The sequence below is a fragment of the Candidatus Azobacteroides pseudotrichonymphae genomovar. CFP2 genome, from assembly GCF_000010645.1.
Lineage (GTDB): Bacteria > Bacteroidota > Bacteroidia > Bacteroidales > Azobacteroidaceae > Azobacteroides > Azobacteroides pseudotrichonymphae.
The window spans coordinates 435,130-448,975 of sequence record NC_011565.1; the positions used below are offsets into that span (position 1 = coordinate 435,130).

Sequence of the window (13,846 nt, forward strand, 5' to 3'; positions counted from 1 at the left end):
TTGAATTAAGAGATAAAGAATTAATTGGTAAATTTTTAGTTTTTATGTGTGGGATAGTTGGAGTTTTTGATTTGAAACAGCCTGTGGATAAGTTGCGTCCGCAGGTATTAGCAATGGCTAAAAAAGTTCGACATAGAGGCCCAGATTGGTCGGGAATCTATTGTGGGGAGAAAGCTATTTTAGCACATGAGAGATTGGCAGTTGTAGATCCCCAATCGGGAAGACAGCCTTTATATTCTCCAGATGATAAAGTTATTTTAGCTGTGAATGGAGAAATATATAATCATTATGATATCAGGAAACACCAGACAAATTATGAATTTAAAACAAAATCTGATTGCGAGGTAATACTTAGTTCGTATAAAGAGAAAGGTGTAGATTTTTTGGAAGATTTGAATGGTATTTTTGCTTTTGCTTTGTATGATGAAGAAAATAATTCTTATCTAATTGCTCGCGATCATATTGGGATTGTCCCTTTGTATATGGGGTGGGATCTACATGGCACATTTTATGTAGCTTCTGAATTGAAAGCGTTAGAAGGCTATTGTGCTAAGATAGAAATATTTCCTCCAGGACATTATTTTTATTCAGAACATGGGAATAAACGTTCTAAGTTTGCGAAGTGGTACAAACGAGATTGGATGGATTATGAGAGTGTAAAATGTGAGTCTTTGCTGGATGATAGGGGGGGGGATAGTTGTTTGCTTATTGATAATCTTCGTAAAGCTTTGGAAGATTCTGTAAAACGTCAATTGATGACAGATGTTCCTTATGGCGTTTTGCTTTCGGGTGGTTTGGATTCTTCTATTGTTTCAGCAATAGCGAAGAAGTATGCTTCGAAAAGGGTTGAAAGTGGTAATAATAATGAGGAAGCGTGGTGGCCTCAATTACATTCCTTTGCTATAGGCTTGGAGGGCTCTCCTGATTTGGCTGCAGCTCAAAAAGTGGCTGATTATATCGGAACAATTCATCACGAAGTTCATTTCACTATTCAAGAAGGATTAGATGCTGTGCGTGATGTTATTTATCACATAGAAACATATGACGTTACAACTGTTCGTGCTTCCACTCCTATGTATTTGTTAGCACGAGTTATTCGTTCGATGGGTATAAAAATGGTACTTTCGGGAGAAGGGGCTGATGAGATATTTGGAGGATATCTTTATTTTCATAAAGCACCAAGCGCAAGGGCTTTACATGAAGAAACTGTTCGTAAGGTGGATAAATTGCATTTATATGATTGTTTACGTGCCAACAAATCGTTAGCAGCTTGGGGTGTGGAAGGGCGTGTCCCTTTTCTTGACAAAGAATTTATAGATGTAGCTATGCGATTGAACCCTGAAAATAAATTGAGTGGATTGAAAGACAGAGTAGAAAAATGGATTCTTCGTAAGGCTTTTGAAAATTTATTACCAGAGAGTGTTGCATGGCGACAAAAAGAACAGTTTTCAGATGGAGTTGGATATAATTGGATAGATAAATTGAAAGAGGTTGCTTCTTCACAAGTAACGGATAAGCAGTTTGTACACGCAGAGACACGTTTTCCTATTAATCCTCCTATGACGAAAGAAGAGTATTATTATCGTACGGTTTTTGAAGAATTTTTCCCTTCCGAATCAGCCGCGAAAACTGTACCATCTGTTCCTTCAGTAGCTTGTAGTACACCAATTGCAATTGAGTGGGACAGTTCTTTTAAAAATATAATTGACCCTTCGGGCAGGGTAATAAAAACTGTGCATAATGAGGCTTATTGTTGAATATCGTTGACGCAGATTTGTTTCGAGGTCTTTTCATTAAAATTAGGCATAAGTGATTATTTTTCTTTTGAGTCAGAAAGAAATTAAAATTGATATTGTGAGGGCTAGAAGCTACGTTTCGTATATCATAAGTTTTTTAACTTCTTTATGCCATTATGTTCTCCAGCTATCCAAAGTATGTCTCCTTTTTCAAAAGGAATAGTTAGGTCAAGTTTAAGAGTGGAGGTATTGTTTCGTTCAATTCCAACTAAAAGGCAATGGTATTTTTCTTGTATTTGTGAAGAAAGAATGGTTTGTCCAATTAATTGTGAATCGGAACGAACTTCAAATTGTTGTAAAACAATATCAGTGTTTAGTTTTTCTTCGTTATCATATTGAGGGTACATTTGGGTACTTTCTTCTTCTAATTTTGTTTGGAATACTTCCATTTGTTTATCTGTGCCAAAAACAATCAAATGGTCTTTGGGATAAAGACGTTCTTGTCCGCGAGGGATATTGATTTTTTGATTTCCACGAAGAATAATTACTACATTAACACCAAAATGTTGTCGAAAATTTAGTTCTTTTAGGGTTTTTCCAACAACGGAATAGTTGTATTCTACTTTGAAATCAGATAAGTGTAGGTCTTGTTCCATTAGATTGTTTGTGAAATCTTTACTGATAGCTATTGTTTTTGATTCTTTATATTTCTCTTTGGCATTTAAATTATCTATAAAGCGACGCTCAAGTGTATTGGAATGTTTCTGGAGTTTTTTTGAGGTTAAAAATGTTGTTAGTATAGCTAATGTTATTATAAAAGCATTTATAGAATGTAACTTTAGAAGTCGTATCAAAATACACATGATTAAACCCATACAAATGATGATTTGGAGTGCAGTAGTGAAAGTTAATCTTATTTTATTTTCTTCGTTTTCATTCCAAAGTTGTATAAATTCTGGAGAATTTCTATCTCGAAAAATAATCATCCACAAAAAAGGAGAAATAAGAAGGATAGCAAGACTACTACAAAGAAGGTTTCCTTTAAATCCAGGTAAGTAATTTTGAATAATTAAATTTCCATATTTCAATAAAAAAAAAACAATGGTAAAAGCAAGAAAGAAATATATCCCTGTCGTCATTGCCATATTGTTTAATAGTTTTCGCCATAAATTTTCGTCTTTGATTAGACTACTGTCAAATAAATTTTTATTGAAATGATGTACCCATTTAGGGGGTAACTTTTCTTTTAGAAAATTGTAAGTAATAGGTGCTAATTTCATTGTGAAAGGTGTAACAAAAATTGTCACAATAGAAGTAGCTACGACTACTTGATAAAGAGACTGTTCAATAACACCCAAACTAAGTCCTAAAGATCCTATGATATAGGAAAATTCACCGATTTGAGCTAAAGAAAAACCTGTAAATACTGCTGTCTTTAAATTTTGACCGGATAGGAGAGTCCCTATTGTTGCGAACAATATTTGTCCCATAATAACAATTAAACTAACAATTCCTATCGATGTAATGTTATGTATTCCCGTAAATGTATTTATGTTAACAAGCATACCTACTGAGACGAAAAATAACACTCCAAAAAAATTTTTGATTGGCAATAATATACGTTCTATACGTTCTCCTTCGATCGTTTCAGCGAGAATAGAACCCATGACAAATGCTCCTAAGGCCGATGAATATCCAGCTTTAGTGGCAAGAAAGACCATTCCCAAACAAAGAGCTACAGCAAGTATTAATAATACTTCATCATTGAGAAAACGTTTAGTTTTTTGTAATGTCAATGGAATAAAATAAATACCTAATACGAACCAAAATAACAAAAATGTACTTAGCTTAGTTAAGCCAAGTATTAATTCTTGCCCTTCAAATTTTCGACTAATTGCAATGGTAGAAAACAAAACCATTAATACAATAGCTATCAAATCCTCTATTACTAAAATACCCCAGACGATTTCTGTAAACTTCTTTTTGTTAAGGTGATAATCATCAAATATTTTAATGATTATCATTGTAGATGACATACAAAGCATAGCACCAAGGAATAGGCTTGTTATATGGGACCAACCGAAACACGATCCAGCCAGATAGCCTAATCCCATCATTGATATTACAATGGTAACAGATGCAACACTAGCACTTAGTCCAACTTTTTTCAATTTTTTGAAACTGAATTCTAGTCCTAATCCAAATAAAAGGAAAATAATACCAATATCTGCCCATACTTTAATATGGGTATACATTTCCTGCTTATTGTGAATAAACAGTGATAAAATGATACCCACAGTTATATAAGCTAGCACAACAGGTTGGTTCAGCCATTTGAAGAGCAAAGAAAAGATACTTGTAATTGCGAGAATAAATGCTAAATCTGTAATAAGAGGATGCAACTCTGGCATATATTCGACTTTGATATAAAACAAATGTATAATAAAAATGATTAAGTTAATTCTTAGAGAGTGAGTATTTCTCTACAATATAAAGATTAAGATTTTTTTGTATCTGCCATTTTTGTATATCTCCTATTAAAACATATAAAAAAGGTTCAAATAATTTTTAATTTTGTAAAAATTGAAGAGTTAATGAATTTTGAGCTTGTTTCTAATTTTCGCCCTGCTGGCGACCAGCCCCAAGCTATTCATTCTTTAGTAAGTAGAGTTAAACAAGGAGTGTCTTATCAGACTTTGTTAGGAGTAACGGGGTCGGGTAAGACTTTTACGATGGCAAATGTAATTGCACAAATTGGCCATCCCGCATTAATATTGAGTCATAATAAGACACTTGCAGCACAACTTTTCAAAGACTTTAAAGAATTTTTCCCGCATAATGCTGTTGAATATTTTGTTTCATATTATGATTTTTATCAACCAGAAGCTTATCTTCCTATCTCAAACACTTATATAGAAAAGGATTTTGGAATTAATGCAGAAATAGAACGTATGCGAATTGCTTCTGTTTCTGCATTATTATCAGGACGGCAAGATGTAGTCATTGTTTCATCTATTTCTTGTTTGTATGGCATGGGAAATCCGGAAGATTATAGGGAAAATATTGTTTCAATTAAGCGAGGAATGACTATGCTACAAACGATTTTTTTGCGTAAACTAGTTACTGGTATGTATTCTCGTAATCAGATTGATTTTACAAATGGTCGCTTTCGGGTAATGGGAGATACAGTGGATGTGTTTCCTGCTTATAGTGATATGGCTTTGCGTGTGATTTTTTATGGAGATGAAATAGAGAAGATTTGTACTTTTAATCCTGTTAATGGACAGGTATTGGAAATATTTGAGCAATATGATATTTATCCTGCTGGTCTTTTTACTACTACCCAAGATCGTGTAGTGGTAGCTGTACGGCAAATTGAGGCTGATTTGAATCAGCATATTTGTTTTCTTAATGGATTGGGGAAAATTCAAGAAGCTCGTCGTTTGCATGAACGTGTAAGATTTGACATAGAAATGATTAGACAATTGGGTTATTGTTCTGGGATAGAAAATTATTCTCGTTATTTTGATGGGAGACAACAAGGGGATCGTCCTTTTTGCCTGATAGATTATTTCCCTGGGAATTTTTTAATGATTATAGACGAGAGTCACGTAACTATTCCACAAATACGAGCAATGTATGAGGGTGATCAATCTAGAAAGATGAATTTGGTAGAGTACGGATTTCGGCTCCCAGCAGCTTTGGATAATAGGCCCCTTACGTTTGACGAATTTGAATCTATTACTCCACAAAAAATATTTATTAGTGCTACACCTGCTGAATACGAATTACGAATGTGTGAAGGTATAATAATTGAGCAAGTTGTTCGTCCTACAGGGTTGTTGGATCCGATAATTGAAGTACGTTCAACACTTCATCAAATAGATGATTTAATGGAAGAAATTAGACAACGATTGGAGAAGAATGAACGTACTTTAGTAACTACTCTAACAAAACGTATGGCAGAGGAATTGAATTCATATTTTGTGAATTTAAATATTCAGGCAGCTTATATTCATTCGGATATAAAAGCTCTCGAACGGGTTGGAATTATAGATGAGTTTCGACGTGGTGTTTTTGATGTCTTAATTGGTGTAAATCTTTTGCGGGAGGGATTGGATTTGCCTGAAGTATCTTTGGTCGCTGTTTTGGATGCTGATAAGGAAGGTTTTTTGCGTTCTTATCGTTCTTTGACACAAATAGCTGGGCGTGCTGCACGCAATATTAATGGTAAGGTAATCTTTTATGCAGATAAAATGACCAAGAGTATGCGGAATACTATAGACGATACTAATAAACGAAGAGAAAAGCAATTACTTTATAATAAAAGAAATAGAATCATTCCAAAACAGGTACAAAAATCAGTATCAACATCTTCTTTAGTGTTACATACAAATACTAAACTAAATATTAAATTCGCATTTAATATAGAAACAGTTTTTAAAGAGGCCTCAACAATGAGTCATATTCAGCTCGAAAAGGCTATTAACCAAATTCGTAAAATGATGTTGTTTGCTTCTAAACAATTCGAATTTTTAGAGGCTGCTCATTATCGAGATGAATTGATAAAATTGGAAAATTTAATGAAAAGCCGTTTCCCTAATAAGAAATAGATTATTTATAATTTGATAAAATCAAAATATAAAACAGTGAGTAATACTAATCCAATCTTTCTTGGTTAGTTCTGAATTTGATGTGTGTTTTTTGAAATGAAAAATTGTTGTAGTATGACTTTTTCTTCCTTTTTGATTTGTAGTAAATCCTAGAGCTTTGTTTTAGTGTTCTTTGTTTGAGGAATAGTAGATGCGGAGTTTCTCCAAAAATCGAGTTTCTTTTTTTTACTAAAAGAATATTTCTTCTGTGATTTCACAAGGAGAGAAAATAAATTTCTCTATGAAAATGTCAATAATTAACGTGATGAGTAATAAAATTCATTGGGGTTTTCGCTTGGAAAAATAAAAAGTCTTTCCAAGACACAAATTTATCTATAATATTTCTCTGTCTGTTATTAGGCAGCATTGTTGGTTAGTTTATCCAAATCTTTGTTATGAGTTACGATTACAAAAGCTCGATTTAATTCGTTTCTCAAATAGAAAATAGAAAATAGAAAAACAAAAAACTGATGAAGTTTTTTATTGATATTTATCGAATGCAATAATTATAAAAAGCCTATTAACTAATAGCACAAGCAAAAGTAACTTTTGTCTTTCTCCTCTACCAAGAGAAGAAAGGTTTATGTTTAAATCTATTGGATAACTTTAAAAAATCTAATAACTCTTTGCTTTTTTATTTCCTGAATTTTTATTTCCCCAATAACCAACATTTCCGTTTTTGTAGAAAAAAATTATCAAGTCTGGTCTTTATCTAAAATTTATCATGACTTGAAGATTCCGTTTTCTTTCCGAACTACTTGTACCCACGATTGAGACAATCTCCCTCTCCTTTTCTGTAGCTTTCAACACAAAAGAAAACAATATCTAAAATAGATAGTAAAAATAGTTTTTAACATACCCTCCTATAAGCTTTTGGCGGTTTAATTGAGCATGAGACTAGGATTTTCTTTTATTAAATATTCCGCAATTTGTACTGCATTTAGTGCGGCGCCTTTCTTAATTTGGTCTCCTACACACCAAAAAGACAAGCCATTAGGGTTAGAAATATCTTTTCGAATACGTCCTATATAAATAGAGTCCGTATCCGATGCAAATAAGGGCATTGGGTATTTTTTGTTTTCTGGTTCATCTTGAACAACAATTCCTTCTGCCTTTTTTAAAGCATTTAGGGCTTCTTCTACTAATATTGGACGTTCAGTTTCTATCCAAATAGCTTCGGAGTGAGCTCTCAAAATAGGGACACGTACGCACATTGCACTTACATTTACATCGGAATGCATAATTTTTCTGGTTTCATCGTGCATTTTCATTTCTTCTTTTGTATAACCATTGTCCGTAAAAATATCTATATGAGGAATTAAATTGTATGCTAATTGATAAAAAAATCTATTAACCTTTGCCTTTTTTCCATTAGCAAGTTGTTTATGTTGTTCAAGTAGTTCTTGCATGGCAGCAGCACCAGCACCAGATGCTGATTGGTACGTAGCTACATGTATTCGTTTGATATGGGAGATGTCTTCTAATGGTTTTAAAGCTACTACCATTTGAATGGTAGAGCAATTAGGATTGGCAATGATTCCTTTTAAGCAGTTTTTTGCATCTTTTGCATTAACTTCTGGAACAACTAAAGGAACATTGTTATCCATTCGGAATGCACTTGAATTATCTATCATTATTGTGCCATATTTGGTAATTGTTTCAGCGAACTTTATGGAGGTTTCTGCCCCAGCAGAGATAAAAGCAATATTCACATCTTTGAAAAAGTCATTGTGTTTCAATTCATGTACACTTTGAAAAGTGCTACGAAATTTATAAACATTTCCTTTGCTTCGGGATGAACCAAAAAGTATCAGTTCATCTACTGGAAAATTTCTTTCTTCTAATACACGTAGAAACTCTTGTCCCACTGCTCCGCTTACTCCGACAATGGCTATTTTCATTAGTTGTCATTTAAAGTTTTGCAAACTTAGTAATAATAAACAAAAATGAGTAGTTTTCTGTACTAATTATTTTCAGAGATTATGTCTTTAATTTGAGGGATATGTTTTGTTTGTATATCCTCTTCCTATATTGAAATATAGCTTATAGAGCGTAATTCATTAGAATAAAAAATTTCTTTTGTTCTTTTTTGTAGAAAGCATCCCACAAGCAGCTGAAATATCTTCTCCTCTGGAAGAACGAATAGTACAGATAATCTTTTTAGAATTTAAGTAATTGCGAAAAGCAATCATATTTTTTAAATCGGAAGCAGGCAAAACAGTATCCTGTTGAGGATGATATTTAATCAAATTTACTCGGCAGGGAATACCTTTCAGTAGCCTGAATAGAGCCGAAGCGTGTTTTATATCATCATTTAATCTCCCGAATGTAATATATTCAAAAGAGACTCTTCGCTGGAAGCGAAAATTGTATTGTTGGATTAAACCAATAATTTTCTTTATTGGATATTTTTTTTCTATTGGTATCCACGACATACGCTCGGCATGAAAAGGAGAATGTACGCTAATAGCTAAACGTACTTTGGTTTCTTCTAAAAGCCGTTTTAATTCTGGAATAATGCCTACTGTGGAAATCGTAATTCGTTTAGGACTCCAAGCAAAACCATAATTAGCTGTCAATATTTCTAAAGATTTTAATAAAACTTCTATATTGTCTAATGGTTCGCCCATTCCCATAAAAACCAAATTGGTCAAAGAAGCACTTTCAGGAATAGAAATAATTTGGTTAATTATATCACCAGTAGTTAGTTGTCCTTCAAACCCTTGTCTCCCAGTCGTGCAGAATAGACAATGCATTTTGCAACCTATTTGAGAAGAGACGCAAAGTGTTGCTCTTGCTTTTTCAGGGATATAAACCGATTCTATAAAATGTCTATTGTTGATAGAGAATAGATATTTGATCGCTCCATCCATAGATTTTTGCTTATACAAGTATTCTTTTTTCCCTATATAGTAATGTTCATTTAATTGTTTGCGATGTAGTAATGAGATATTTGTCATTTCTTCAATAGAAGATACTCTCCTCTTGTACAACCAATTAGCAATTTGTTTGGCTGTAAACGTAGGCATATTACATTTGACAATCAAATGTTTGAGTTCGTCTTGTGTATTTCCTAGTAAAGGTTTTTTAGAAGAAACGATTGAAATAATTGTCTATTTTTATATTTTCTCTTAAAAATTCAGGAGATTGGATGATTTGACATATCCAACGCATGTTTTGTATTTGTGCCTGTTTTAGAAAACACTTAGTATCATAAGGTTCTTTGCTAATGTTCTTGTTAGTAATATAAAGAACGTATATCTTATTTTTACCTGCATATGGTCCTGAAATCTGATTTATAGGCGCCTCTGGTACTTTGACATTTAGTATGGGTTCTTTTCCGATACCGGATATGTAAGAGGTAGCGAAATTTACAGATTGAACTGATTGTGGAGTGGTGTTCATTGCCTCTGCATATTGTTTTAAGGTATTTAATTTTTTTACTTTGAGATCAGAAATTAACTTCAGTGCTTTTTTTTCATTAATCAAGTTTCTTTTTAGAACACTAGAAATGGATTTCAATGGTCGAAAGCCTTCTCGCAGGTGTTCTTTAATGGCAACTACTGCGAAGTATTCGCTATTTTGGCATTCGAAAATATCGGAGATGGCTCCTTTCTTGTTATTAAATATCCATTGCACAATTTGTCGTGTATTTTGAATATGGTTAATATTAATTTGGTCTTTAGATATTTCTACATCTGTTTGAATACTAAAACCTGAAGATTTTGCATTTTCTCTTAAATCTGCTATTGAATGATTGGAGGAAATAAACTGAATAAATCTGTTGTATAAGCGTGTTTTCGTTTCTTGACTTGGAACAACTTGTATTTGAATATTAGCAATCTTATACTTCTTTATAGGTTTTGTTTTTTCTAATACTTGTACTAAAAATATACCTATATTGGATTTTATAACAACCGGCTCATTGATTTTTGCTGTCAATATTTTATCCTTGAATTGAATATCTAATCGAGATATTAATTGAGATTCAGTCATCCAACCCAATTCTCCAGTTGTTTTTCCTTTAGAAAGAGTTGATGCCATATCTGAAAAAGGGGTACCCTTTTTAACAACTTGAATTAGACTATCACTTAAATGTTTGAGTTTAATTTCTTCCATGGAAGAAGGTATCATCACTGCGTTCAATTTGATAGAGTCTGGTGCGGTTTTCATTCCTTCAAACTTATACAAATTGAAAGTTTGATTTACTAATATAGGTATTCCTACTGTACCAACTGCATGGTTTTTCTCTATAAGGAATTTCTGACTTTCATTTAAATTGTTGTAAGTTATGTAAGCATTCGTATAGAGAATATCTGGATTACTTTGAATAATCTCTGCAATATTTTTAGAAGATTCCAATTGTTTTTTTAGCTCTTTGAGTTTATTTTCTATCATTTGGTAATCTTTTTTTGAAGGGACTATATTCAATGCTATAAAATCCACTAATGCCCCTTCTTTTTGTCTATAAAGATTTTTACATTCATTGTATCGTTTTTGGATCTCGATATCCGACACATTTACCTCTCTATCGGGAATAGAATTATAGGATTGTGCAACGTAATCAAAATCAACGTTTATTTTTTTTTCTTCGTAAAATGCCCTTGCTTCTAAGACATTAGTAAGGATGGAATAGGTAAAGAGTGTATTAAATTTTTTCTTCAATTGTTCTTTGATGATTTGTTTTTCTATTGCTAACCAAGCTTTTTTTATGGACATCAACCGGGAAGATTGTTCTGTAGAATAATCTTCATTTTCTATATTTTGGAGAAAATGTAATAAAGCTGTTTTATCAAATTTTTTAGTTTTTGGATTTCGGAAACTTGGTATTTGTTGCAGAAGTGGAGAAATATTATCTCCCATTACTAAATCTTTATATTCTTCTTTACTAACTACTAATCCCAACTTTTTAGCTTCTTTGAAAAGAAGGATATCATCTATCATTTCATTCAATATCATTTGTTTGATTTGGTACTGCTCGTCATCTGTTAATGGTTGATTATTATTATTTCTAATAGCATTATTAATATAATCTTCTACTCTTGTTTGGTAATCTTGACAATTAATAGCCTCCCCGTTTATTACTACAATGTTTTCCTTCTTTTGATTGATAAAAGCGGATCCCGAGCGAAGAAAATCTCCTATAATAAAAGAGAATAAAGCAACGCCAACAACCATCACTAGTAATAGCGATTTATTCCTGATTTTTTTTAATATCGTCATTGAATATGCTTAGCAAGTACTTCTCAGCTTGACGAATGTATAAAAATTATAACTGACAATCATAATTTTTTTTGCAAAGAGTATTAATTTCTGGTTTTTAAAGTCTGTGGATGATTGTTAGGCCGTCTCGTATAGGTAGGATAACTTTTTCTACTCTTTTGTCTTGTTTAACTTTTTCGTTGAATGCTAGAATACCAATAGTTTGATTGTCATTTGGATGTGGTTTCCCTAATATTTTTCTATTCCATAAAGTGTTATCTGCGAGGATAATGCCATTTGCATTAACTTTGTCGAATATTAAATCGTAATATTCATTATATAAACGCTTATCTGCATCAATAAAAACCATATCAAACATTCCATTTATTTGTGGAATAATTTCTAAAGCATCACCAATGTACAAATATATATTTTTTTTGAAGGATGATTGATTGAATTGTTGCATGATGAAGTCTTCCATTTCATCGTTTTTTTCAATCGTGTGTATTTCTCCACTTTCTGGAAGAGCCTCTGCCAAACACAAAGTGGCATATCCTGTATGAGTCCCTATCTCTAGAATTTTTTTGGGCCTACACATACGCGCAAGCATTTTCAGGATACGTCCTTGTAGATGTCCGGAGAGCATACGCGGATTCAATAAGCGGACATGGGCCTCTCTATATAGTCGGGCAAGTAATTCACTTTCTTTGTCAATGTGGTTTAATATGTAATCCTCTAATGAATTCACATTCCCATTATTGCTTCAATTGCCAGACGATAGGATTCAATTCCAAAGCCACTGATTACTCCCTTACAAGCATTTGCTATCAATGATTGGTGCCGAAATGCTTCCCTTGCGTAGACATTTGATATATGTACTTCTATAACAGGTGTATTAATTGCTTTAATTGCATCGTAAATAGCGATGGAAGTATGTGTATAGCCTCCCGCATTCAGTATGATTCCATTACAAGAGGGACCTGCTTCATGTATTTTGTTAATGATTTCTCCTTCTATATTTGATTGGTAATAGTCAAAAATTATATAAGGATATTTATTTTTTAAATTTTCTAAGTGAGACTCAAAAGGTAGGCTACCATATACATCCGGTTCACGTTTTCCAAGCAAATTAAGATTTGGACCATTGATGATTTGTATTTTCATATTGTTTCTCAAACAGATATTTATATTTTTATATAGAAAAAACATACAAATATAGCTTTATTTTATCAGAGATGGATAATTCTTCTTTAATTAAGTCTTACCGTATGTATTTATTATTAGAAAAAGCACTTTCTCACAATTCGGTAAATGCTTATATGTCTGATTTGGAGAAATTATTAAAATATCTTGATAGTATTGGTAAAGATCTTTTGAATGTGGAGTTGAGTGATTTGCAGAAAATGTTTACAACGTTGTGTGAAATGGGAATACATCCTCGTTCACAAGCTCGGATTATTTCTGGAATAAAATCGTTTTATTATTTTCTTGAATTGGAAGATCAAATTACCAATAATCCAACTGAATATTTGGAATCTCCTAAGGTTGGAAGAAAACTCCCTGAATTTCTCACCGTAAATGAAATAAATAGTATTATTGCGACTATTGACTTGTCAAAGCCAAATGGACAACGTAATAGAGCCATTATAGAAACACTATATAGTTGTGGGTTACGTATTTCGGAATTAGTTAAGTTGTCTTTTTCTGATTTTTTCCCAGATGAAGGTTTTTTGAAAATAAATGGAAAAGGAAATAAACAACGTATTGTCCCCATTTCAAATTCTGCTATCAAAGAAATTCAATTATATCTAATTGATAGACAACGTTCATCCATAGAAAAGGAATTTGAGAATATTATTTTCTTAAATCGACGAGGTACAAGACTTTCCAGGGTAATGGTTTTTTATTTAGTAAAGGGTTGTACTGTTCAGGCAGGGATTAAGAAAAATGTTAGTCCTCATACCTTTCGGCATTCTTTTGCCACGCATCTCCTTGAAGGGGGAGCAAATCTACGTGCTATACAAGCAATGCTGGGGCATGAAAATATTACGACTACTGAGATTTATACTCATCTTGAAATACATTTTCTGCGAAGTGAAATAATTGAGCATCATCCGCGTAATCGATTTTTATAGTTTTGGAATTTACCTTTACATAAATAGTTTGGAAATAAGTAAGTATTTTAGCATCCTACGTCTTTTTTATCGGAGGATAAAGGATTATTTTTTGTAATTTCACCTTTAATGAAAATGTTGT

General features: G+C 32.6%; 9 protein-coding genes. 3 read left to right on the top strand and 6 right to left on the bottom strand.

The annotated features are described in order from the left end of the window. Window positions 1-44: 44 nt before the first annotated feature. Complete coding sequence (gene asnB / locus CFPG_RS01800) at window positions 45-1,757, top strand: asparagine synthase B (protein ID WP_012573338.1); 1,713 nt, start codon at window positions 45-47, stop codon at window positions 1,755-1,757. A 125-nt stretch (window positions 1,758-1,882) separates the two neighbouring features. Here asnB and CFPG_RS01805 read toward each other — a convergent pair whose 3' ends face one another. Beyond that, window positions 1,883-4,147, bottom strand: coding sequence for a cation:proton antiporter (locus tag CFPG_RS01805; RefSeq protein WP_012573339.1), 2,265 nt, complete (start codon window positions 4,145-4,147; stop codon window positions 1,883-1,885). A 183-nt stretch (window positions 4,148-4,330) separates the two neighbouring features. Here CFPG_RS01805 and uvrB point away from each other — a divergent pair, with 183 nt between their 5' ends. Then, window positions 4,331-6,349 carry an excinuclease ABC subunit UvrB gene (uvrB, locus tag CFPG_RS01810; protein WP_012573340.1) on the top strand — a complete coding sequence of 673 codons (2,019 nt, stop codon included), beginning with the start codon at window positions 4,331-4,333 and terminating at the stop codon, window positions 6,347-6,349. A gap of 920 nt (window positions 6,350-7,269) precedes the next feature. On the opposite strand, the gene CFPG_RS01815 is transcribed toward uvrB, so the two are convergent. The 5 genes from CFPG_RS01815 to aroQ form a co-directional block, all read right to left on the bottom strand. Next, window positions 7,270-8,289, bottom strand: a complete 1,020-nt coding sequence (locus tag CFPG_RS01815; protein WP_012573341.1) for an aspartate-semialdehyde dehydrogenase — start codon at window positions 8,287-8,289, stop codon at window positions 7,270-7,272. Window positions 8,290-8,448: 159 nt separating this feature from the next. Beyond that, entirely contained in the window at window positions 8,449-9,417 is a 969-nt protein-coding gene (gene rlmN, locus CFPG_RS01820; RefSeq protein WP_012573342.1) for a 23S rRNA (adenine(2503)-C(2))-methyltransferase RlmN, read from the bottom strand. A 58-nt stretch (window positions 9,418-9,475) separates the two neighbouring features. Then, complete coding sequence (locus CFPG_RS01825; protein ID WP_012573343.1) at window positions 9,476-11,611, bottom strand: peptidylprolyl isomerase; 2,136 nt, start codon at window positions 11,609-11,611, stop codon at window positions 9,476-9,478. A 97-nt stretch (window positions 11,612-11,708) separates the two neighbouring features. After that, on the bottom strand, window positions 11,709-12,338 hold the full coding sequence (locus CFPG_RS01830) for an O-methyltransferase (RefSeq protein WP_012573344.1): 630 nt from the start codon (window positions 12,336-12,338) through the stop codon (window positions 11,709-11,711). After that, window positions 12,335-12,754, bottom strand: a complete 420-nt coding sequence (gene aroQ / locus CFPG_RS01835; protein ID WP_012573345.1) for a type II 3-dehydroquinate dehydratase — start codon at window positions 12,752-12,754, stop codon at window positions 12,335-12,337. Before aroQ ends, CFPG_RS01830 begins: the two co-directional genes overlap by 4 nt. A gap of 71 nt (window positions 12,755-12,825) precedes the next feature. Between aroQ and xerD the strand changes: the two genes are divergently transcribed. Beyond that, on the top strand, window positions 12,826-13,725 hold the full coding sequence (gene xerD / locus CFPG_RS01840) for a site-specific tyrosine recombinase XerD (RefSeq protein WP_012573346.1): 900 nt from the start codon (window positions 12,826-12,828) through the stop codon (window positions 13,723-13,725). Window positions 13,726-13,846: the final 121 nt, after the last annotated feature.

What these genes read in the sequence shown, in the direction of transcription:
- uvrB (WP_012573340.1), top strand. Translation starts at nt 4,331, where the DNA reads ATGAATTTTGAGCTTGTTTCTAATTTTCGCCCTGCTGGCGACCAGCCC.
- xerD (WP_012573346.1), top strand. Translation starts at nt 12,826, where the DNA reads ATGGATAATTCTTCTTTAATTAAGTCTTACCGTATGTATTTATTATTA.
- rlmN (WP_012573342.1), bottom strand. Translation starts at nt 9,417, where the DNA reads ATGCCTACGTTTACAGCCAAACAAATTGCTAATTGGTTGTACAAGAGG.
- aroQ (WP_012573345.1), bottom strand. Translation starts at nt 12,754, where the DNA reads ATGAAAATACAAATCATCAATGGTCCAAATCTTAATTTGCTTGGAAAA.
- CFPG_RS01805 (WP_012573339.1), bottom strand. Translation starts at nt 4,147, where the DNA reads ATGCCAGAGTTGCATCCTCTTATTACAGATTTAGCATTTATTCTCGCA.
- CFPG_RS01815 (WP_012573341.1), bottom strand. Translation starts at nt 8,289, where the DNA reads ATGAAAATAGCCATTGTCGGAGTAAGCGGAGCAGTGGGACAAGAGTTT.
- asnB (WP_012573338.1), top strand. Translation starts at nt 45, where the DNA reads ATGTGTGGGATAGTTGGAGTTTTTGATTTGAAACAGCCTGTGGATAAG.
- CFPG_RS01825 (WP_012573343.1), bottom strand. Translation starts at nt 11,611, where the DNA reads ATGACGATATTAAAAAAAATCAGGAATAAATCGCTATTACTAGTGATG.